Source organism: Clostridium algidicarnis (assembly GCF_000703125.1).
Taxonomy (GTDB): Bacteria; Bacillota; Clostridia; order Clostridiales; family Clostridiaceae; genus Clostridium_L; species Clostridium_L algidicarnis.
Map to the genome: position 1 here is coordinate 161,521 of NZ_JNLN01000001.1, position 21,471 is coordinate 182,991.

Genomic DNA, 21,471 nt, shown 5'->3' on the forward strand with positions numbered 1-21,471 from the left:
ATTTAACTCCTATTTGTTTTATTTTGTATCAAGTAATTTCTTGCATTTACTGTTCCATTTAAAAGTATCTGACCTTTTTTAATTATATACTTTATGGTATGCTCCATAGCATAAAGCACTCCTTCATCTAAATCTTTTAATGCAATTATTCTAATGTTTTGGACTCCAGGAAAATCTCTATTAGGCTCTATATAATCTGCAAGGTAGATTATTTTCTCAAGTTTACTCATATTTTCTCTTCCTGTTGTATGATACGCAGCAGCATTAAAAACGTCTTCATCTTCTATACCCATTAATCTTTTACCTATTATAGCCCCTGCAAATCCATGCAAAAGCACTGGTGCTTTAGACATTTCCTTATCTATTGTTATTCCTTCTGACTTTATTATCTCTTCTATGTCTTTTACAGTTTTGTTTTTTGCCGCATCATGTATAAGCGCTGCAAGTTTAGCTTTTTCTACATCTTCATTATAAATTTTAGCTAATTTTTCTGCGGTACTTTCAACTCCAAGTACATGTAGGTACCTATCTTCTTTTAGGTTTTCTTTAAGGTAACTTTTTATTTCAGTTTCTGTCCACATAAATAACATCTCCTTATTTATAAAGACCCATTGTCTTTATACAATCATATACACCATAAGGTAAAAAGTATTCTATGTTTATACCTTCTTTTATTTTATTCCTTATATAAGAAGAAGATATGTCTAAGTTCAATAAGTCAAGCCACAGTATTTCTGTTTGGAATTCTCTTTCCACTTTACTTTTTTGTACTAGAATATCTTCTTTATTATATGAAGGTCTATTAAATACTACTAAGGTGCAATCTTTTAATATGCACTCTACATTCTTCCAACTATATATTTCCATTAAACTATCTGCACCTACTATAAAATAAAGTTTAGATTCATCAATGGATTTAAAATGTTGAAGAGTTTCATAGGTATAACTATAACCTTTTTTAAAAATCTCGTAATCACTTATAGAAAATCTGTTATAATCCTTTATAGCCATTTTAGTAAGTTCATATCTAACCTCTGGCTTTGTTACCTTCTCCCCTTTTTTATGTGGAGGATTACCATTAGGCACAAATATTATCTCATCTAGTGAAAGTTGTCTTAATGCCTCACTTGCTATATACATATGTGCTATATGTATAGGATCAAAAGTTCCTCCAAAAATGCCCTTAGACTTCATATTAACGCCTCACTTTTAAATGATATTAAAAGGTTTTAAGGTAATTCAATTTTAGGTTTTTTAGTAGATTCTCTATATATAACTACTTTACTACCTATACATTGAACCCCCTCTGCTCCTAATCTTTCACATATAATTCTAGAAGCTTCTTTTGGGTCAATATCGCTATTATTTAAAACTGTTATCTTTATTAATTCTCTAACTTCTAATGCTTCATCAATTTGTTTTAAAAAAGCATTTTCTATACCATTTTTACCTAGTTGGAATATAGAATCTAGTTTATTTCCAAGAGATCTTAAATAAGCTCTTTGCTTACTAGTAATCAAATATATCACTCCTTAATTAATATAAGTATTCAAATTCAAAATTGTTAAGTCTTACAAGATCTCCATCCTCTATACCCATTTCTTTAAGTTCATTCAAAATACCTTTATTTTTTAGAACTTTATGGAAATATCTTAAAGAATCTGCATCATTAACATTTACAGCTAAGAGCAATCTGTCAACAAAGCTTCCTTCTATAACAAAAACTCTATCTTGTTCCTCTATAGTATAGCTGAATCTCTTATCTTCTACCTCATATTTATCTTCTTTTGCAATGTCAAGTTGTACTATTGGTATAGTAGTTAAAGTTCTTGCTGCTTCTTTCATAAGATCTTCTACGCCTTCGTTTGTAGCTGCAGATATCTTAAATACTTTATCATATCCCATTTCCTTAAGTTTTAATACAAAGTTTTCATAAACTTCATCATCATATAGCATATCGCTTTTGTTTGCAGCTATAATTTGAGGTCTATCCCAAAGTTTTACATCATATTTTTTCAACTCTTCATTGATTTTTAGGAAATCTTCTAAAGGATCTCGTCCTTCAACACCTGATATATCTACTACATGAATAAGTACTCTGGTTCTTTCTATATGTCTTAAAAAATCAAGTCCAAGCCCTACGCCCTCTGAAGCACCTTCAATTATTCCTGGTATATCTGCTATAACAAAAGGTTCAATGTTTTTTACACTTACCACTCCAAGGTTTGGTTTTAATGTAGTGAAATGATAATTAGCTATCTTTGGTGTTGCCTTAGATACCATAGATAATAAAGTTGACTTTCCTACATTTGGGAAACCTACAAGTCCTACATCTGCCAAAAGTTTTAGTTCTAATAATATAGCTCTTTCTTCTCCTGGCATTCCAGGCTCTGCAAAAGTAGGTGCTTGCCTTGTAGCTGTAGTAAACTTAACGTTTCCTTTACCACCAGTTCCACCTCTTGCTACTACATACTCTTGACCTGGACTTGATAAATCAACCATGATCTTTCCAGTTTCTTCATCTTTTATTATGGTGCCCATAGGAACCTTTATATAAAGACTTTCTCCCCTTCTACCATAACATTTAGATCCTGAACCATCTTGACCTCTTTCTGCCGAATACTTTCTTCTATAGGTAAAGTCAAGTAGTGTAGTCATATTGCTTTCAGCAACAAGTATTACATCTCCACCGTTTCCACCGTCTCCGCCATCTGGTCCTCCAAGTGGTACATACTTTTCTCTTCTGAAAGATACTGATCCATGTCCACCATCTCCAGATTTAACAAATATCTTCGTTCTATCAATAAACAATTCTATCACCTTCCTCTTTTTTTTATTAACTTCTATCTAAAATAAGCCTCAAAATAATGAATTTTAAAAAAGCACCCACTAATGGGTGCTTAAAAAGCATCTAAAATTATTCAGCTATTGCTTCTTGAACGTCAGCTGGGTAGACACTAGCTTTTTTTCTGTCTTTTCCCATTCTTTCGTATTTTACAACACCATCAGCTTTAGCGAATAAAGTATCGTCCTTACCTAAACCTACGTTAGTACCTGGGTGAATTTTAGTTCCCCTTTGTCTAACTAGTATATTTCCTGCAAGAACAAACTCTCCATCTGAACATTTTACTCCAAGTCTTTTGGATTCAGAATCTCTACCATTTCTTGAGCTTCCTACTCCCTTTTTGTGAGCGAACAATTGAAGGTTCATAATTAGCATAACATTACACCTCCTCTATTTGTATGGTTATATATTTTACGTAACTTACACTTATACTCTTCAAACTTTTAAAAAAGGTTTTTAAAAGAACTTGGCTCTTTTCTATATCTTGTATAGAATTGTCCTTTAAAGACATATGTAAAAACCCATCTTTTATACCATAATCTGATTTTATATACAAAACTTCTTCAAGTCCTATCACAACTGATTGTGACAGTGCTGAAATAGCTGCACAGACTATATCTTCACCTTTATCTGCATAACCTGAATGACCTTCTATCTTAAAAGCAATGAATTTATCATCTCTTTTTTGGAATAGTATGTTGGTCATAATTACGCTTCAATCTTTTCTATTGCAATCTTAGTATATGGTTGTCTGTGTCCTTGTTTTCTTCTATAGTCTTTTTTAGCTTTAAACTTAAAAACTACTACTTTCTTAGCTTTTCCTTGTGCTACAACTTTAGCTACAACTTTAGCTCCTTCAACAACAGGACTTCCTACAACTAACTTTCCTTCAGCATTTGTAACTGCAAGAATATCTGTTAATTCTATTGTGGAATCTACTTCAGCTTCTATCTTTTCAACAAAGAGAACGTCTCCTTCTTGAACTCTATATTGCTTTCCACCTGTTTTTAAAACTGCGTACATAAATACACCTCCTCGATCCAGTCTCGCCATCTCAGGTACAAAAATAAATTTTGTTTTAGAACCTTATGTGTGCGGTCTACCTTGCTATTCTATCATAATTATATTTATTTGTAAATATGTTTTTTTGCTATTTACTATATTATTACCTTATATTCTTTTACCTCTTCAATTTTTTCATTAAATATAAGTGCTTCTACCTTAAAGTATTCTACATTGTCTACAAATTTCATATAAATTTCTTTACCTAATTCATTAAATGTCTCAATGAATTTAGTCATATCCTTTTTTATTTCTAATTCATATCTATTATTTATTTCTATATATATATTGTTTATTTTGTTTTCTGCATCTACCTTTAGTATATCATTTTTTATTAAAAGACTTATATATGAAAGTTTTAGTAATGATCCCTTACCACTACATTCATTGCAAGGTTCTTGTATATATTCATATATGCTCTTTCCTCTTCTCATCCTAGCAATTTGAACAAGTCCAAGCTCCGTGAAAGGATATATCATAGTCTTATTTTTATCTTGTTTAAACCCATCTTCTAGGGCCCTTAACACCTTGTTTTTATCTTCATCATATTTCATATCAATAAAGTCAATTAATATTATTCCGCTTAAATTTCTAAGCCTTACTTGCCTTGCTATTTCTACTGCTGCCTCATGATTTGTCATATAGGCTGTCTTTTCCATGGTTTTATTACTTACGTTCTTACCAGAGTTTACGTCTATTACGTTCATAGCTTCTGTTTTTTCTATAACTATATATCCTCCACAATTTAGTGGAACTGTATAGTTTCTAAGTGCTAATATTTCTTTTTCTATTTCATAATAATCAAAAATATTTCTATGGCCTTCATAATGGAATATATCTATATTTATATCTGGCTTTTCCTCAACATATCCCTTTATAATATCATAATCGGAAAAGTTATCTACTATTATTGATGCAGTATCTCCGTTTATACTATCTCTTAATATCTTATATATAATGTTACTTTCCCCATAAAGCTTTTTAGGTTTTAATGTATAGTTAAAAGCCATGTATATCTTTTTATAATTTTCATAAAGTTTTTGGATTTCTTTATTTATTGTGTCTACATCTACAAATTGTGCGTTAGTTCTAATTACTATAGCTATATCATCTAAGGCTTGTATATTGTTTTGTATATTTTCTTTAAACTTTTCATCTTTAATCTTTTTAGAAAAGCTTATGCCTTTATTTAAATTATTTATAACTGTGTATCTACCTGGCAATGATATAAATCCATTTACCTTTGCGCCTTTATCTCCAATTTCTTCCTTTGTAACCTCTATTAATATGTCCTGACCCTTTTTTAAACTCTTATTTTTTTCTCTAGGATTTATGTACATATAAGCATTTTTATCATACCCAATATCTATAAAAGCGCACTTAATTGCAGGTACAATGTTTTTTATAGTGCCCTTGTAAATTTCACCTGGCAGTGGTTCAAATCTATCTTCTTCAATAAAACATTCTTTTAAAAAATTATCTTCTTTTATTGCTATCCTAAGTAAATTTTCTCGTCTTTCTATGAATATATCTCTCATCAAATCCCCTTCTTTACAGTGTGTTAATCCATATATTTGTACAAAGGAACTATTTTATCCTCCTTGTATGCAAACATCTCTTCTCTTTTTATATCTACAAAAGCTTCTGTATCCACATTTTTAATATTACTCTTTATGTAATTTGCTAAAAGCTCAGGTGATAGATGTTCCCGACTTCCAGAGTTTATTCTAGTTTTAATTACAAGTTTATCTTCTAATGTCCAGAACTTAAAATCTTTTATCATAGATTTTAAGTCAACTTCCCTTTCACCTTTTTTACTCCTTTTTGTAGTATTCCACTGTGGCTTCTCTAAAAGTTCTTTAAGTTCCTCTTCTACCTTATCTATATTATTAAATCTTATCTTTATAGTATAGTCTGCAAAATCCACCAGTGCCATAGCCTGTGGTACCTTTTTAGCATTTTCTATCTTAGGTACCTTTGATATTTCTAATATTTCTATTCCCTTTGGGCAATTAGAATTTAATCTATTCTTCAATTCCTCACATTCTAATTCTTCCCTAAGCCCCATATCCATATACTCACCACTAGAATAAGTTCCAACTGATAAAGGTTGTGCTATAGACAAATCTTGGTGCGGATTAAATCCTCTAGAGTAATCTATAGGAAGGTTTGCTCTTTTAATTATTCTTTGAATTGTTCTCATAAGATCAAGGTGTGAAATAAATTTTATTTCACCTTCCTTTGTAAATTTAATTAGATAACGCACCTTCAAAGCACTTCCCTTCTTTAAAATTAACATTTATCCCACAGCCTGTACATTTAAGTCTACAATTTGGTGTAAGCTCTGTGTTTTTAGCCTTTTCATTTTCTTCTATCAAGTAAGATTTATTCACTCCAATATCAATGAAGTCCCAGGGCAATACCTCATCATAGCTTCTATCTCTGTAGGCATAAAATTCACCTGACACCCCACACTCTTTCATAGCTTCTTGCCATATATCAAAATTAAAATATTCAGACCAGCCATCAAACTTTGCACCCTTTTCAAAGGATTTAATTAATACATCACAAATCCTTCTATCACCTCTTGCAAATATAGCCTCTATATAAGATACTAAGGATTCGTGATAATTATAAACTACTGCTTTACTAGTTATTGTATACTTTACAGCTTTAATCTTTTCTACCACATCTTCCATCTTGCTTTGAGGTGCCCACTGGAAAGGTGTAAAAGGTTTTGGCACAAATATTGAAGTACTTGAAGTAACCCTAAGGCCTTTTTTCCTTAAATCTTTAGGTACCATAAAATACTGTGCTGCAACTTTATCTGATAATTTTGCAATATCTTGTACATCTTCTATCGTTTCATAGGGTAGGCCTATCATAAAATATAATTTAATAGCAGACCATCCTGCTTCAAATGCACTTCTTGTGGCCTCTAGAACCTTCTTTTCGGTTACCCCTTTATTTATTACATCCCTCATTCTTTGTGATCCTGCCTCAGGAGCAAAGGTAAGCCCAGTTTTCCTTACCTTTTGAATCTCTTTAATTAAATCTACAGAAAAGGAATCCACCCTTATAGATGGAAGTGAAACTGAAATATTTTGTTCTTTATATTTTTCTATAACACTAAAAACTAAATTTTGTATATCTGAATAGTCGCATATACTTAAAGAACTTAGTGAAACTTCACTATAACCTGTAGCTTTTAATAAATCATCTATATCTTTTAAAAGTGTTTCTGTAGACTTTTCTCTAACTGGTCTATAAATCATACCAGCTTGGCAAAATCTACATCCATTAGTACATCCTCTAAAAGTCTCAACTATAACCCTATCATGAACTATTTCAGTATAGGGCACTATGATTTCTTTTGGGTAACTAACCTTATCATAGTTTGTTATAAATCTTTTCTTAATACTTGAAGGTACATCTTCATACTTTGGTTTGAATTCTTTTATTGTATTATCTTCATTATAGGTAACATCATATAAGGAAGGTACATATACCCCCCTTATTTTTGATATTTCTCTTAAAAAGCCTTTTTTATTTCCTTTTCCCTTATACCTTTTATAAGCATCTAAAACCTCATTCATTATCTCTTCGCCTTCTCCAATTTCAAAGAAGTCTACTATATCATAAAGAGGCTCTGGATTATAAGCACAGGGTCCACCTGCCATAATTATAGGCTCATCTTCCCCTCTTTTAGATGCTCTTATAGTTATATTGGACATATTAAGCATATTTAAAATGTTAGTATAACTCATTTCATATTGAAGAGTAAATCCAAGCATGTCAAAATCACTTAAAGGATCCTTTGTTTCTAATGCGTATAATGGAATATTATTTTCTCTCATCAAACCTTCCATATCAGGCCATGGTGCATAAGCCCTCTCACAGTAGGTATCTTCTCTCTCATTTAATACATGATAAAGTATTCTGCTACCAAGATGCGACATACCGACCTCATAAACATCTGGAAAGCAAAAAGCGAATCTTATATCTATGTTTTCTTTGTCCTTATAAACAGAATTAAGTTCTCCACCAATATATCTAGCAGGTTTTTCTACTCTATATAAAATATCATCTGTAATTCTTTTCATTTAGTTAACTCCTTTTTCATAATATTTTATAATTTTATCATATGCAAGCTTTATTGCACAAGTACTTTGACTTACCTTAGGATATTATAACTTATTACCTTGCCTAATAATTATATACTCATCTAAAGTTATGTTTCCATAACTTTTTAGTCCTTCTATGATTTCTTGCTCATAAACTATGTCTATAACTTTCATATCATCCTCTAAAACTACAAAGGTATAATATTTATTTTTATCAATTAGGCTTAAAGTTTCTAAAAGTGTGTATTTATAACTTATACATAAAGATTTATTTTCTATACATCTATTTTTTAAAAATTTAACTTTTTTCTTCATTATATCACCTATTATAATATAAACAATTCTACCTTTTTCTTTATATGATATATTTATTATAAAAAAAGATAAAAGTCCAAGGCTTATGTTTAATATTTTATTAAATACCAAAAAAATAAAATAGCTAAAAATTAAAGCTCCTATAATCATACTGGTATTAACTTTAATCTTATGCGCCTTTTTGCAAGTATACTTTCTTTGAAGACATAAATTTAACAGTCTTGAACCATCAAGGGGCAAAGCTGGCAGTAAATTAAAGCTTCCTAGAACTAAATTGGTTTTCATTGAAATTTCAAATATATCAAAGTGATAGCTTTTATATAGCAAATAAAATATAAGAGCTATTATGATATTTGCAGCAGGCCCTGCTATAACTATCGCTACCTCTTTAGCAAAACTAATATCCTTGAATTCATCTCCTGTCATTGAAAATCCTATAGGTGTAATTTTAATTTTCACCTTTTTTACCCCTAAAAATTTAGCCATTAACGCATGGCTAAATTCATGTACAAACACCCAAAACAAAGAAATAAAAAAACTTTTATGGAAACCTACCATAAACATAATTAATATGTATGGAATAAAATACTTGCTGATTTTTATCATGTAAGCCCTCGTCTTTTAATTTTTAAACAATTCCTTATCAAAATACCTTAAAGGATCTTTGTATTGACCCATATAAGAAAGTTCAAAATGAAGGTGGGGAGCTGTAGACTTCCCTGTATTTCCACTTTGACCTATAATATCACCCTTTTCTAACACTTGATCCTTTTCTAAATTATATTCCTTCAAGTGAGCATACTTACTTTCAATGCCATCTCCATGATCAATGGCTACATATTTACCATAAGATTCATCCTCACCTAGTTCCTTAACCTTTCCTTTGTATATAGTTTTAACCTCTGTGCCTTCTTTACAGTCTATATCTATTCCTGTATGATTTTTCTTTTCTCCTGTAAAAGGATCCTTTCTAAGATTAAATTCCGAGGTTATTTCCCCCTTTAAGGGTACCTCAAATTCTTCTTTAATCTTATCTTTTATATTCTCCTTTTTGAAAAGTTTTGACATTACACTTTCACTTTTATCTTCTATTTCTTCTTTTAGTTCCTTTATGTCTATGCTCTTTAAATAATTAATTTTAGTTTTATAATCAAAATCAGTAGATACCATTTCTTTTGAGTATGCATAGACAGCTTTTGAATTTGGAGTTTGTATTAATTTACAGGTTAAAATAAATACAAATAAAAAAGCTGTACCTAAAAGATCCCTTATTACCCTTTTCACAAAATACTCACCACTAAATAAAACGGTCCCCTTGCTACCTTCTTTATATTTATTATCATAACCATTATAAATTGGAGTATCCTTCCTCTTTTTTGAGATCTTTTCATAATAGCTTTCATACTGAGAATTATAATTACTCATAAAAACACTCCTTATCTTTTTCATCTATATAATTATATTTATGAAAACATAGTTTAATGATACAAATATGATTAATAAGAAATAATTATGAAAACATGAAAATATAATAAATATATAAATCTCTTTTTCAAAACAAAAAGAGCATTACATCATATTTAATATGCTGTAATGCTCTTTTAAATTACACTTTATATATCTATTCTGTTTTTTAAAGCTTTAATCATTACCTCTGCTGTTCCAAGATTAGTTGCTACAGGAATACAATGCACATCGCATAATCTTAAAAGGCCAGCTACATCTGGTTCATGTGGTTGTGATGTTAAAGGATCTCTAAAGAAAATAACTAAATCCATATTACCTTCAGCAATTTTAGCTCCTACTTGTTGATCTCCTCCTAAAGGTCCTGACAAAAAACGATGAACTTTTAGATTTAAAATTTCATTTATTAGCCTTCCCGTAGTACCTGTTGCATAAAGATCATGTTCACTAAATACGTCTTTATACCTTTTTACGAAATCTATAATATCATCTTTCATCTTATCATGAGCAATAAGTGCTATTTTCATAACTTTCCCCCTGTGTTTGTATTTTTTCTATTTAAAACTTATTATAAATCTTAACTTATACCATATATTACTAATGTCCACTTAAAATAATCCTTAAATATAATACTTATATATAATTTAAAAATTTATTTTCTTTCTTCTCATACCTATATTTAATATTAAACCTATAGCAATATAATTAGTTAATACAGAGCTTCCACCATAGCTCATAAGAGGAAGTGTTATACCTGTAATAGGCATTATACCCACTGCCATACCTATATTTTGAAGTATAGAAAACAAAAATACAGATACTACTCCTACACAAATTACAGATCCAAATATGTCCTTTGACGTTCTAGCTATATTAATAGACCTATAAATTATTATTCCATATAAAAATAACAGAAATACTGCACCAACAAATCCCCACTGTTCGCCAAGAGCTGCAAATATAAAATCCGTATGAGCTTCTGGTACAAACTGTGAAACGTAGCTACTTGAGGCAGTTTTAATACCCATACCTGTGCCAAGTATTCCTCCAGATCCTATACCTATTTTAGATCTAGTAGCCTGCAGACCCGCTCCAAGAGGATCTGACTCAGGACTTAAAAATGAAATAAGTCTTCTTTTCCAATAAGCTTTCATAAGTCTAGAATTCCAAAGTATAGCAATGGATGCTGCAATTCCCATAATACCGCCTAATATTACTTTTATATTTAAACCCATGGTGAAAAATATACCAAGTACAATAAAAAAACAAACCATGGCCATACCCATATCTGGCTGAACCAGAATAAGTAGCATAGGAATTAATGCATAAAAGCATAATGTAAAAAAGTTCTTAACATCATTTATATTTCCGTCCATTTCATCTAACTTTTTAGCTAGCATCATTATCATACCAAGCTTTGCAAATTCAGCAGGTTGAATAGCTCTATTTCCAAGTGATATCCACCCTTGTGCGCCATTTACAGTACTTCCGATTATTCTAGTTAATAAAAGCATAAACACAGATCCCCAATAAATGATTGAAGTGAAATTTTTTATTAATGTATAATCTATTAATAATATTATGTAAGTAGTTATAAGCCCGAGTACTAGCCATATAAGTTGAAGCTTTAGATAGTAGATACCTACTTTTCCTCTTGTAACTGTATATATGTTTAAGGCTCCATATAATAATACTATGATAGATCCTATTAAAATTCCAAAATCTAATTCCTTTATATATTTATAATCTAATTTTAATTTTTTTAGCATAATGTACCTCCACAATAATGAATTATGTTTTAGTATAACATAATTTCATATTTAATTGCAGAACCCTTAAAAGTTTTTAGTAAATTTACCTTTGCTTTAATTTTTTGATTGGTATATTGGCAATTAGCGCCGGAGAGTTACCTTCAGATTCTGATGTCCTTGTAAGAGCTATTTCCACATCTGATGAATCTATCTCTACATATTTAGTTATAACTTCTAATATTTCACTTTTTATCATATCTAAAAGTTGTGGTGAAAGATCCCCTCTATCATGAATAAGTATAAGCTTTAACCTATCCTTTGCTACTTCTTTTGAAGAAGGCTTACTTGAAAATAACTTTGAAAAAAACTCCATCTTATAACCCCCCTACCTCTTTTTAAAAAGATTCTTTAGTGCACTTAAAAGCCCTGATTGCTCTACATCTAAATTTAATAGTGGAACTTCTTCCCCTATTATTCTTTTTGCTATATTTATAAAAGCCTTACCTGCAATAGCTTTTTCATCAAGAACTATGGGTTCACCCTTGTTTGTAGATATAGTTATACTTCTATCATCAGGCACTACCCCGAGTAATCTTATAGACAACGTATCTACAATATCATCAATATCAAGCATATTACCATTTTTCGTCATCTCATAGTTTAATCTATTTACTATTACCTCGTGATTTTCTAATCCCTTAGAATCAAGCTTACCAATAACTCTATCTGCATCTCTTACTGAAGTTATTTCAGGATTAACTATTACTATAGCCCTATCTGCTCCTACAACTGAATTTTCAAAGCCTTGCTCTATTCCTGCTGGACTATCTATTATTACATAATCAAATTCTTCTTTTAATTCATTTACAAGGTTTAGCATTTGTTCTGGCTTAATATCTCCCTTATCTCGCGTTTGTGCTGTAGGAAGTAAAAACAAATTAGGGAATCTTTTATCTTTTATAAGAGCTTGTTTTAGTCTACATCTATCTTCTAAAATATCTAGTATTGTAAAGACAATTCTATTTTCTAATCCCATAAGAACATCTAGATTCCTAAGTCCAGTGTCTCCATCAATTACTACTACTCTCTTACCCATAGATGCTAATGCTGTTCCTATGTTTGCTGTGGTAGTGGTTTTTCCCACTCCACCTTTTCCTGAAGTTATTACTATAGCTTCTCCCATATTCCAAAACCTCCAAATATATGTATCTCAAATTTTTAAATAAATATTTTAATACTAGTTTAATGCTAATCTTATAAAAGTCAGTAATTATATGTATTTATTTACTACGTAAGGTTCTACTATTATTGATCCTTCTTTTATTTTAGCAACTTCCGGATACTCAGGCTTAAGTGAATCTTCAGGGGCTCTTGTAATTATACTTGCTATTTGAAGTATTTCCGGTTGAAGATTAAAGGCAACTATTATTGCTCTTTCATTTCCAGTTATACCAGCTCTTACTTGTCCCCTTAAATTACCCATTACTATAACATTTCCCTCTGCATGAATTTCAGACCCAGGATTCACGTCTCCTATTATGACTATATTCCCTGAATATCTAATTATTTGGCCACTTCTTACAGTTTTTCTAATAAATTTAGTTCTTCCTTCATAAATACCTGAAAATACCTTGCTGGTTTTTTCTTCTTTATCTTCAAAAATACAATCTTTTATAAGTACCTCTTCAAAAAGGATTTCTTTTAGCTTTTTAGCTTGATTTTCATTTATAAGTCTTATATCCGTTGTAATCTTAAGTGTGCATCCTTTATAAAACTTTTTACCTTTAGATAACTTTTCTATTAAAGACTCCAACATATCATCAAAATCTTTAAAGTTATCCATATTTATTATAGCATTCAAGCCTTCCTTATTTCCTTTTATCACTATATTATCTCTGTTCATATAAGCCCTCCAATAGACCTCATAACATTAATATGTACTATTTCCACATAAGTTAACTAAAATCCTTCTCATTTATAATAAAAAGTTTTATAAAACTAGAACTTACCATCATAATTAATATATTTAAAAAAAGAGGATAAATAGCCTTCTATTTTTAATTTTATAAGACCTTATCCTCAACTACAATCATAAATATAAAATATTAAATTTTAAAACAAGAAAAAGTTTATTTTTCTTTATCTAATTCTAATAAGGACTTTGATTCTTTTAATGTGTAATCGTACATAAATGTATAGTTTGGTCTTTCTGCTAATATTCTATCTCTAAAGTATTCTTCATAAACAGCTTTTACTACATCTGCTCCATAATATCCATGTCCTCCATCATATACAATTACGGTTACGGCTATTTCTGGTTTATCAAATGGAGCAAAACCTACATAAACTCCATAAGCTGAACGACCTACCTTTTCTTGTTCTCCATTAGCTCTATAAGTTGCAGTACCGGTTTTACCTCCAGTAACTATTGGGAAATCTCTAAATACAGATGTAGCTGTTCCAGTTTCATCAACTTTTCTCATACCTTCTTTTATTGTAGTAACTGTACTTTCTTTAAGATTTAACTCTTCAGCTATTTGTGGCTTAGTCTCTTCTAATACCTTTCCGTCACTATCAGTAATTTTATCTATAAGGGTTGTCTTGTACCTAGTTCCTCCGTTTACTAATGTTGCAATGGCATTATTAAGTTGAAGAGGTGTAAAAGAACTCATTCCTTGACCTATAGATGCATTAATTACTTCTGCTCCTGTTGTAAGCTCTCCTCTTTTATCATAATATATAAAAGATGTTATAGATACAACCATAGCTTCTATATCTGTATCTTTATATTGACTTTTTTCTTCTTCTGGAAGTTTTGAAATATAATCATTTATAGCTTTTGTCATTTCTGGTTTAAACTTTGACATAAGCAAAGAAACTTCTGATAGTTTATAATCTTTAAGAAGTTCATCTTTAACTAATTTTTTTATAACTTCCTTTGATTCTGCTACATCTTTTGTATCTTCATCATTTTTTCTTATAGGAAGTGGTTTAAACACATTTCCTCTTGAAGACCTTCCACTTTCTAGTATTTCAACTAAAGGCTCTGCTGAAAGTGAGGCTACTAAGTTTTTAAAGGATTCATAGTTATAAACCTGACCTCTAGTGTCTTCTGCTATCTCTATGCCTGTGGTAGATTTTGTTTTGCTTTTAGGATCTTTTCCAAGTCCAAACTTCCAAGAATATTCTGCAAGACCATCTAATCCAAACTCTTTGTATAATCTATATCCAATTTCATAAAAATAATAGTTACAAGATACAGCCAAAGCTTCTTGTAGGTCTATATTTCCATGAGATCCTCCTCTTTCAGAATATATCTCACAAGCTCCAGTATAATTTTTAAGGTCTTCATGTTTATTAAATATCCCTTGGTCTAGTATTTTTGTATCAACATCTATTACTCCAGACTCGAGTCCTGCAGCTGCTGTAAAAGGTTTATATGTAGATCCCGGTGGCACAGCACCCATAGTAGCATAGTTGTATGTAGCCTTAGGATATATATCATAAGGATCATTACGTCTTTTATCTTTAGGATTCTTTTTATCCACTAGTGGAAATAATTCATCTAGTGTCATACTAAGACCTCGATCTTTAATATATTGATTACCAAATTCCTCTAAATCAGGAGCAAAATACTTTTTAACTATTTCAGAACTTATTCTTCCTGGTAGAGCCATATCGTTAGGATTAAATCCTGGATTACTTACCATAGCTAAAACTTTGCCATTATTAACATCTTGAACTATAACTGCTGCCCTTGTAGCATTTGCCGTATTAAGACCATATTCACGATGCATATTAGCTCTCAAAAATTTCATTTTATCTTCTAATGCTTGTTCTGCAACATTTTGAAGGTTTTTATCTAAACTTAGTTGAATATTTTGTCCTGGAACAGATTCTAGTTTAAATAATTCATCTGTTTTTCTACCATAATTATTAACTTTAACCGTATTTCCACCTTTAGAACCTTTAAGTCTATCTTCAAATGCTGATTCTATACCAGCTTTCCCTATTAAATCAGAGGATACATCATATCCTCTTTCCTCATATTTGTCCTTTTGTCCTCCTTCTATAGACCCAACGTATCCTATTACAGAAGATGCAAACTCTCCATAAGGATAAAATCGTATAGGCTCAACTCCAACATCAACCCCTGGTAATTGACTTAGTTTTTGTAAAAATACAAAGGAGGAATCTTTCTTTATATTTGTAGCTAAAGTTATAGGCTTAAAACCTGAAAACTTTTGCATCTTAATAGCATCTTTTACTACAATATATTTTCTTATTATTTCAATAGGATATCTTTCTATAAGTAAATCTGTTATCTCTTTACTAGACTTTTCTTTTAATAAAACTTTTTCTTCTTCTTTAGTATATCCTAAAAGCTTATATATCTCGTAATCTTTATCCTTTACTAAATCATAGAACATTTCTTCTGGGCTAACATTTAAAAGTTCATTGTCTATTTCTTTAGTCTGTTCTATTGTAAGTTCACTTTTTTGATTTGGATATAACTTATTTTGTACATTAAAGTCAAAACCTCTATCCTTTTTGAATCGCATTTCTAGTGCCTTTATTGTTTCTTCATCACTAGTATTAAATTCAAGTCTAAAAGGTTCTACCTTTAAAGCAAATGTATCTTGAAGTTCTTCTTCATTTTCATCTAACATTGTAAATACATTAGACATAGTTTTGAAGAAATCTTTTTTGCTTTCTTCGGTCTCAATAAAAGTTAATACATAACTTTGAACACTAGTTGCAAGTTTTGTACCATCATTTGAAAGGATCTGTCCTCTCGGTGCAGATTCAGACAATAGCCTAACAGATTGATTGTTAGCTTGTTCTTTATTATCCTCATATTTTATAATCTGCAAATAAGCAAGTCTCGATAAAAGACCTGAAAATATAATTACCATTACAAGCGTTAAGGATGTGTATCTATTAATTTGTTTTTTATTTTTCATATAATCACCCAACTTTTTCAAAAATTCCTAGAGTTTTTCATGTAGGGCTTTACGCTAAAGTTATATATCCTCTTATAAAAAAATATAGTAATAATCATGTTATATAAGGCTACAAAAGGTATGTTAAAATAATTTATCCTTATATTTAAGGTAAATAAAATTACAAACATAATAATCCCTTTTAATATGGATAATATAAAAATAGATATAACGGGTGCAAATGACTTCTCTTTAAATATATTTTCACCAATTTTAGCCGCTATTAAGCATATACACATATTAGAAAGAGCATTTATTCCAAAACCATTGAAAAAATATATATCTTGCAATAGTCCAGCAAAAACCCCAATTAAAATAGCCTCATAATATCCATTTATTATAGAATAACTTAATGCAAAAATTATAAGTAAACTTGGATATACTCCCTTAATAGCTAAAAAAGGCATAAAAGTATTATCTATAATAAAAAGAAGTAAACTTATAAGTATTAATATAACTCTTTTCATATAATCACCCTTAATATTTTATATTGTTGTTTTCACTGTTAGCTGGTACCACTAAGTATAATTCTTCCAACTTGTTAAAATCTACATAAGGCTCAATAATAGCAGTCTTACCCATTTTAGCCTTATCCTCTTTAATTGAAAGTACTACACCTATTTTTATTTCCTTTGGGTAACTATCTCCAGATGCTGATGTAAGTATAACATCCCCTTCTTTTATTTCAGAGTTTGCATCAATATATTCTAGCCTTGCTACTACTTTGTTGTTATCTCTATAACCTTTAACCACACCTGTAGTCTCTCTAGTGCTCTCAACTAACGCCCCTACTGCAACATTTTCACTTGTAATTGGTTGTATTGTAGACCAACTATTAGTAACGTCAGTAACTTGGCCTACAAGTCCTTTTGGATCTATAGCAACCATACCCACCTTAACTCCATTTTTTAAGCCTTTATCAATAGTAAAGCTCTCAAGTATACTTCCTCCGGCTTTGTTTATTATATTAGCGCCAATATAGTTGTACTCTTCTCTTTGGCTTTTAAAGTCTAACATTTCTCTTAATCTTTGATTTTCATTTTTTAAAGAGTCATATTCAATGGACTTAGATGAAAGTTCACTGTTTTTCTTCTTTAACTCTGTATTCTCATTTTTAACATCTGAAAAATTAAAAACAAAGTTCAAAAATCCTTTAACGTTGTCATTTATACCATAAAATACCTTTTGAACTGGATTTAAAGTAACTCCTACAGCATTACTCACTTTATCTTTTCCCTGTTTTTTTGATGTGTAGCCTATTATAACTAAAAATGTAACTGACAGCACTATTACAGTTACTGCCAGTTTGTTTTTAAAAAGCTTCATTCATTATCACCTTTTACTTATTTTATCAAAATTATCTAAAGCTTTTCCTGCTCCTAAGGCCACACAATCTAGTGGTGATTCAGATATGTGAACAGGGATATGTGTTTCTTTGCTTATAAGTTCGTCTATGCCTCTAAGTAAAGCACCTCCGCCTGTAAGCATTATACCTTTATCCATTATATCTGCTGCAAGTTCTGGTGGTGTTTTTTCTAATGTAGTTTTAATGGACTCTATTATTAAGGCAATAGGCTCTCTTAATGCATCTCTTATTTGTTCTTCTGATATTTCTATGGTCTTTGGAAGTCCTGTCATTATATCTCTTCCTTTAATCTCCATCTTTCTTTCTTCTTCTTCTTCACTTTTAAATGCTGAACCAAGTTCCATTTTAATGTTTTCAGAAGTTCTCTCACCTATAGTAAGGTTATGGCCCTTCTTTATGTAACTAACAATGGCATGGTCTAATTCATCTCCAGCAACTCTTAATGACTTGCTTGTTACAATACCACCTAATGATATTATAGCAATCTCTGTGGTACCGCCTCCAATGTCTACTATCATACTTCCTGTTGGTTCATCAACTGGAAGTCCAGCTCCTATAGCAGCTGCCATCGGTTCTTCCATAAGTAGCACTTCTCTTGCTCCCGCTTGCTTTGTAGCTTCTTCAATAGCTCTTCTTTCAACTTCTGTAACCCCTGATGGAAAGCACACTATTATTCTTGGGCTAGTAAAAGATGATTTTGATGTTACCTTTTCTATAAAGGTCTTTAGCATTGTTTGGGTTATATCAAAATCTGCAATAACCCCATCTTTCATAGGTCTTATAGCAGTTATATTTCCTGGTGTTCTACCTATCATTTGTTTTGCCTCTGCGCCTACAGCTAAAGTCTTTTTACTAGTAGTGTTTATAGCTACTACAGAAGGTTCTCTAAGTAATATCCCCTTCCCTTTTACGTATACTAAGGTATTAGCTGTGCCTAAGTCTATTCCCATGTCCTTGCTGCTCCCAAATAATCCCATTGTTGTTCTCCCTTCAAATCTATATTATTCCCTTTTCTTTTAAACTAAGATAATTTTCTTTACCGATTATTATATGATCTAACAAATCAATACCTAATATTTTCCCGCATTCTTTTAATCTTTTGGTTATATTAATGTCTTCTATACTAGGAGTAACATCTCCTGAAGGATGATTATGACACACAATAATAGCAGCACTACTTTTTTTAATGGCATAAGAGAATACCTCTCTTGGATGAACTATGGAAGAATTTAAACTACCTATAGATACTGTATCTACACCTATTACTATATTTTTAGTGTTAAGATATATTACCTTTAAAACTTCTTTATTTAAACTTCCCATATCTCTCATTAATAAGTCTGCTACATCCTTTGGCGTCTTTATCTTATATTCAGTGCCAGAACTGTAACTGTGAAATCTTTTAGATAATTCAACTAAGGCTAAAATTTGTGATGCCTTTGCTTCTTTTATTCCACTTATACCCATTAAGTCTTCTGATGAGCTATTTAATATTCCTTGAACACCATCACATTCTTTAATTACTCTACTTGAGAGTTGAAGCACATTTTCTTTAGATGTTCCTGTTCTTAATATTATAGCTAAAAGCTCTGAGTTTGAAAGACTAATAGCCCCATATCTTAAAAGTCTTTCTTGAGGTCTTTCATTCTTTGGTAAATCCATGATTTTTAGACTATCTTTCATAAAGATTCTCCTTAAATTAGATTTACCCCATCCCCTGAATAAAATATACAAATTATAAGAGCTAACTTTTTAGATCATGGCCTGCTTTAACATATAATTTAATTTGTTTATAGGCAGTCCTACTATATTATAATAGCAGCCCTTTATTTCCTCAACAAATAAACCACCATAACCTTGTATTCCATAAGCACCTGCTTTATCAAAAGGCTCACCTGTTTTTATGTATGCTCTTATGTCATCTTTTGTAATATTTGAAAATTTCACCTCAGTACACACACTTTCTTCGAAAATCTTGTTATCGCATTTCCGTATAAGTGTTATGCCAGAATACACCTTATGGATACCTCCACTTAATTTTTCTAACATATTAAAAGCTTCATTTTCATCCTTAGGTTTTCCTAAAACTTCACCATTAAAAGCTACAATAGTATCACATCCTATTATTATAGCATCATCTATACAATTGTTTGCTACAGATGTGGCCTTTCCTTTAGATAAAGATTTTACGTATTCTTCAAAGTTTCCTTCAAATTCTATACTACTCTCATCAAAATCACTAACTATGATTTTGAAATCTTTTGTAATTCTCTTTAAAAGTTCATGCCGTCTTTCTGAAGCAGATGCTAAAATTATATTCAAATAAACACTTCCTGTCAGTTTAGTACCTTCTATATAGTATTATAGCCAATATTACACCAACTATAGACATAATATTGAAATTAAAATTCATACCAAAAGTAATCTCCACAATTTTCAAGTTTAAATGTATCGGGTTTGTCAATCCAATATTATATACGATTTTAAAAACATCAAGTGACTTTAAATTATTTCCAATAAAGTCTCCTAGAAAGTTTCCTAAAATCCCTCCAATAAATATGACAAGTATAAATAGTCCCCTACTTTTCTTTACACTTTTCACCATTATTCACCACCCATTTATACATACTATATAGTTTATCATTTATAAAATTCTTAAACAAGTAGCTTTATATTATTTTAGAAAAAATTAATATATTTTTTATACTTTTAATTTAAAAACAACTAAATAAAGTAGCTTTATACTCTAAAAGCTACTTTATTGGTGTTTTAAAACATATACTTACTTATTTTGTATAAGTTTTTTATAAAATATATATATATATTCATAATATTTATTTAAGTCCTCTTTTTTTATTTCTTCTGGCAATTCCAAAGTAAAGTTTTTTATTTCTTCTAAAAGCTCATTTTGACTTCCTTTTGTTTTAATAGGTTCTAATTCAGTTGTCCATTTCTTTATTTCCTCTGTCTTAATAGACATTACTTCTTTTTCCCTTAATTTAGAAAACACTTTGATATTAGCACTGATTATTTCAGCTATTTCATTGCTTTCATTATTACTTTTATCTATATCCAAAAGTATTCTTGCTATATCAATTCCCTTCTCTTTTATATCCTTTACAATATTTGTAGCTTCCTCTTCTTCAAATATACCTATTATCACTCTTTTCTTGCCCTCATCCTCTATTATAAAAGATTCATATCCAAGTTCTGATAGCTTCTTTTTGTTTTCTGTAGCATTTTCTACTTTACTAAAGACTCCGGTTTGAACTAAATAAAAGCTTAATTTACTATTTTCCGCCTTTTTATTTTCATTTATTATATTTACTTCATTAGGATCCTTTTTCAAGCTTGATTTATCTTTTATTAATAGCTTTGATATTACACTTCCGAAAGCTAGTGATAATAAAAACACTCCACAAATAAAAAACAATATAAAATAATTTAAAGGTTTTTTCTTTTTATAATTATATCTTGTGTATTTCATATTTTCCTCCTTTATAATAATGCTACTATAATAAATACTATTTATAAAAGAGTA

25 protein-coding genes are annotated in these 21,471 nt (G+C 30.2%); all 25 read right to left on the bottom strand.

Annotation, left to right across the window (positions count from 1 at the left end; genetic code table 11):
• Window positions 1–2 precede the first annotated feature (2 nt).
• Window positions 3–581, bottom strand: a complete 579-nt coding sequence (yqeK, locus tag BV55_RS0100745; protein ID WP_029450783.1) for a bis(5'-nucleosyl)-tetraphosphatase (symmetrical) YqeK — start codon at window positions 579–581, stop codon at window positions 3–5.
• A gap of 13 nt (window positions 582–594) precedes the next feature.
• Complete coding sequence (gene nadD / locus BV55_RS0100750; protein ID WP_029450784.1) at window positions 595–1,194, bottom strand: nicotinate-nucleotide adenylyltransferase; 600 nt, start codon at window positions 1,192–1,194, stop codon at window positions 595–597.
• Between the two features lie 35 nt (window positions 1,195–1,229).
• Complete coding sequence (locus BV55_RS0100755; protein WP_029450785.1) at window positions 1,230–1,520, bottom strand: YhbY family RNA-binding protein; 291 nt, start codon at window positions 1,518–1,520, stop codon at window positions 1,230–1,232.
• A 16-nt stretch (window positions 1,521–1,536) separates the two neighbouring features.
• Window positions 1,537–2,811, bottom strand: coding sequence for a GTPase ObgE (gene obgE, locus BV55_RS0100760; RefSeq protein WP_029450786.1), 1,275 nt, complete (start codon window positions 2,809–2,811; stop codon window positions 1,537–1,539).
• Window positions 2,812–2,917: 106 nt separating this feature from the next.
• Window positions 2,918–3,220 carry a 50S ribosomal protein L27 gene (gene rpmA / locus BV55_RS0100765; protein WP_029450787.1) on the bottom strand — a complete coding sequence of 101 codons (303 nt, stop codon included), beginning with the start codon at window positions 3,218–3,220 and terminating at the stop codon, window positions 2,918–2,920.
• Between the two features lie 4 nt (window positions 3,221–3,224).
• Window positions 3,225–3,551 (bottom strand): ribosomal-processing cysteine protease Prp, encoded by a 327-nt coding sequence (locus tag BV55_RS0100770; protein WP_029450788.1) that lies wholly within the window; start codon window positions 3,549–3,551, stop codon window positions 3,225–3,227.
• Between the two features lie 2 nt (window positions 3,552–3,553).
• The gene (rplU, locus tag BV55_RS0100775) at window positions 3,554–3,868 is read right to left on the bottom strand and encodes a 50S ribosomal protein L21 (protein WP_029450789.1); all 315 of its coding nucleotides are present in this window, start codon (window positions 3,866–3,868) and stop codon (window positions 3,554–3,556) included.
• Window positions 3,869–4,002: 134 nt separating this feature from the next.
• The gene (locus BV55_RS0100780; RefSeq protein WP_029450790.1) at window positions 4,003–5,445 is read right to left on the bottom strand and encodes an Rne/Rng family ribonuclease; all 1,443 of its coding nucleotides are present in this window, start codon (window positions 5,443–5,445) and stop codon (window positions 4,003–4,005) included.
• 23 nt (window positions 5,446–5,468) lie between these two features.
• Window positions 5,469–6,173 (bottom strand): TIGR03936 family radical SAM-associated protein, encoded by a 705-nt coding sequence (locus BV55_RS0100785; RefSeq protein WP_029450791.1) that lies wholly within the window; start codon window positions 6,171–6,173, stop codon window positions 5,469–5,471.
• Complete coding sequence (locus BV55_RS0100790) at window positions 6,157–8,010, bottom strand: TIGR03960 family B12-binding radical SAM protein (RefSeq protein ID WP_029450792.1); 1,854 nt, start codon at window positions 8,008–8,010, stop codon at window positions 6,157–6,159. Before BV55_RS0100790 ends, BV55_RS0100785 begins: the two co-directional genes overlap by 17 nt.
• An 84-nt stretch (window positions 8,011–8,094) precedes the next feature.
• Window positions 8,095–8,952: a M50 family metallopeptidase gene (locus tag BV55_RS0100795; protein ID WP_029450794.1), complete on the bottom strand. Its 858-nt coding sequence runs from the start codon at window positions 8,950–8,952 to the stop codon at window positions 8,095–8,097.
• 15 nt (window positions 8,953–8,967) lie between these two features.
• Window positions 8,968–9,771 carry a M23 family metallopeptidase gene (locus tag BV55_RS0100800; protein ID WP_029450795.1) on the bottom strand — a complete coding sequence of 268 codons (804 nt, stop codon included), beginning with the start codon at window positions 9,769–9,771 and terminating at the stop codon, window positions 8,968–8,970.
• 188 nt (window positions 9,772–9,959) lie between these two features.
• Entirely contained in the window at window positions 9,960–10,337 is a 378-nt protein-coding gene (mgsA, locus tag BV55_RS0100805; protein WP_029450796.1) for a methylglyoxal synthase, read from the bottom strand.
• 117 nt (window positions 10,338–10,454) lie between these two features.
• The gene (gene rodA, locus BV55_RS0100810) at window positions 10,455–11,579 is read right to left on the bottom strand and encodes a rod shape-determining protein RodA (RefSeq protein WP_029450797.1); all 1,125 of its coding nucleotides are present in this window, start codon (window positions 11,577–11,579) and stop codon (window positions 10,455–10,457) included.
• Window positions 11,580–11,664: 85 nt separating this feature from the next.
• Complete coding sequence (gene minE / locus BV55_RS0100815; RefSeq protein WP_029450799.1) at window positions 11,665–11,934, bottom strand: cell division topological specificity factor MinE; 270 nt, start codon at window positions 11,932–11,934, stop codon at window positions 11,665–11,667.
• 12 nt (window positions 11,935–11,946) lie between these two features.
• Window positions 11,947–12,744, bottom strand: a complete 798-nt coding sequence (gene minD / locus BV55_RS0100820; protein ID WP_029450801.1) for a septum site-determining protein MinD — start codon at window positions 12,742–12,744, stop codon at window positions 11,947–11,949.
• Between the two features lie 87 nt (window positions 12,745–12,831).
• On the bottom strand, window positions 12,832–13,464 hold the full coding sequence (gene minC / locus BV55_RS0100825; protein ID WP_029450803.1) for a septum site-determining protein MinC: 633 nt from the start codon (window positions 13,462–13,464) through the stop codon (window positions 12,832–12,834).
• Between the two features lie 226 nt (window positions 13,465–13,690).
• The gene (locus tag BV55_RS0100830) at window positions 13,691–16,525 is read right to left on the bottom strand and encodes a penicillin-binding transpeptidase domain-containing protein (RefSeq protein WP_051652347.1); all 2,835 of its coding nucleotides are present in this window, start codon (window positions 16,523–16,525) and stop codon (window positions 13,691–13,693) included.
• Window positions 16,526–16,542: 17 nt separating this feature from the next.
• Entirely contained in the window at window positions 16,543–17,031 is a 489-nt protein-coding gene (mreD, locus tag BV55_RS0100835; RefSeq protein WP_029450806.1) for a rod shape-determining protein MreD, read from the bottom strand.
• A 10-nt stretch (window positions 17,032–17,041) separates the two neighbouring features.
• On the bottom strand, window positions 17,042–17,890 hold the full coding sequence (gene mreC, locus BV55_RS0100840; protein WP_029450807.1) for a rod shape-determining protein MreC: 849 nt from the start codon (window positions 17,888–17,890) through the stop codon (window positions 17,042–17,044).
• A gap of 6 nt (window positions 17,891–17,896) precedes the next feature.
• The gene (locus BV55_RS0100845) at window positions 17,897–18,907 is read right to left on the bottom strand and encodes a rod shape-determining protein (RefSeq protein WP_029450809.1); all 1,011 of its coding nucleotides are present in this window, start codon (window positions 18,905–18,907) and stop codon (window positions 17,897–17,899) included.
• Between the two features lie 19 nt (window positions 18,908–18,926).
• Window positions 18,927–19,613 carry a RadC family protein gene (radC, locus tag BV55_RS0100850; RefSeq protein WP_029450810.1) on the bottom strand — a complete coding sequence of 229 codons (687 nt, stop codon included), beginning with the start codon at window positions 19,611–19,613 and terminating at the stop codon, window positions 18,927–18,929.
• A 69-nt stretch (window positions 19,614–19,682) separates the two neighbouring features.
• A complete protein-coding gene (locus tag BV55_RS0100855) occupies window positions 19,683–20,252 on the bottom strand; it encodes a Maf-like protein (protein WP_029450811.1) in 570 nt (189 codons plus the stop codon).
• Between the two features lie 19 nt (window positions 20,253–20,271).
• Window positions 20,272–20,535 (bottom strand): DUF4321 domain-containing protein, encoded by a 264-nt coding sequence (locus BV55_RS0100860; RefSeq protein ID WP_051652348.1) that lies wholly within the window; start codon window positions 20,533–20,535, stop codon window positions 20,272–20,274.
• A gap of 177 nt (window positions 20,536–20,712) precedes the next feature.
• The gene (locus BV55_RS0100865; protein WP_029450813.1) at window positions 20,713–21,417 is read right to left on the bottom strand and encodes an SPOR domain-containing protein; all 705 of its coding nucleotides are present in this window, start codon (window positions 21,415–21,417) and stop codon (window positions 20,713–20,715) included.
• Window positions 21,418–21,471: the final 54 nt, after the last annotated feature.

Coding starts and splice junctions, on each gene's coding strand:
- BV55_RS0100795 (WP_029450794.1), bottom strand. CDS start 8,952: ATGATAAAAATCAGCAAGTATTTTATTCCATACATATTAATTATGTTT.
- BV55_RS0100845 (WP_029450809.1), bottom strand. CDS start 18,907: ATGGGATTATTTGGGAGCAGCAAGGACATGGGAATAGACTTAGGCACA.
- BV55_RS0100790 (WP_029450792.1), bottom strand. CDS start 8,010: ATGAAAAGAATTACAGATGATATTTTATATAGAGTAGAAAAACCTGCT.
- rplU (WP_029450789.1), bottom strand. CDS start 3,868: ATGTACGCAGTTTTAAAAACAGGTGGAAAGCAATATAGAGTTCAAGAA.
- radC (WP_029450810.1), bottom strand. CDS start 19,613: ATGAAAGATAGTCTAAAAATCATGGATTTACCAAAGAATGAAAGACCT.
- minE (WP_029450799.1), bottom strand. CDS start 11,934: ATGGAGTTTTTTTCAAAGTTATTTTCAAGTAAGCCTTCTTCAAAAGAA.
- minD (WP_029450801.1), bottom strand. CDS start 12,744: ATGGGAGAAGCTATAGTAATAACTTCAGGAAAAGGTGGAGTGGGAAAA.
- minC (WP_029450803.1), bottom strand. CDS start 13,464: ATGAACAGAGATAATATAGTGATAAAAGGAAATAAGGAAGGCTTGAAT.
- BV55_RS0100860 (WP_051652348.1), bottom strand. CDS start 20,535: ATGGTGAAAAGTGTAAAGAAAAGTAGGGGACTATTTATACTTGTCATA.
- mgsA (WP_029450796.1), bottom strand. CDS start 10,337: ATGAAAATAGCACTTATTGCTCATGATAAGATGAAAGATGATATTATA.
- nadD (WP_029450784.1), bottom strand. CDS start 1,194: ATGAAGTCTAAGGGCATTTTTGGAGGAACTTTTGATCCTATACATATA.
- BV55_RS0100780 (WP_029450790.1), bottom strand. CDS start 5,445: ATGAGAGATATATTCATAGAAAGACGAGAAAATTTACTTAGGATAGCA.
- yqeK (WP_029450783.1), bottom strand. CDS start 581: ATGTGGACAGAAACTGAAATAAAAAGTTACCTTAAAGAAAACCTAAAA.
- mreD (WP_029450806.1), bottom strand. CDS start 17,031: ATGAAAAGAGTTATATTAATACTTATAAGTTTACTTCTTTTTATTATA.
- mreC (WP_029450807.1), bottom strand. CDS start 17,890: ATGAAGCTTTTTAAAAACAAACTGGCAGTAACTGTAATAGTGCTGTCA.
- BV55_RS0100830 (WP_051652347.1), bottom strand. CDS start 16,525: ATGAAAAATAAAAAACAAATTAATAGATACACATCCTTAACGCTTGTA.
- rpmA (WP_029450787.1), bottom strand. CDS start 3,220: ATGCTAATTATGAACCTTCAATTGTTCGCTCACAAAAAGGGAGTAGGA.
- BV55_RS0100800 (WP_029450795.1), bottom strand. CDS start 9,771: ATGAGTAATTATAATTCTCAGTATGAAAGCTATTATGAAAAGATCTCA.
- BV55_RS0100865 (WP_029450813.1), bottom strand. CDS start 21,417: ATGAAATACACAAGATATAATTATAAAAAGAAAAAACCTTTAAATTAT.
- BV55_RS0100770 (WP_029450788.1), bottom strand. CDS start 3,551: ATGACCAACATACTATTCCAAAAAAGAGATGATAAATTCATTGCTTTT.
- rodA (WP_029450797.1), bottom strand. CDS start 11,579: ATGCTAAAAAAATTAAAATTAGATTATAAATATATAAAGGAATTAGAT.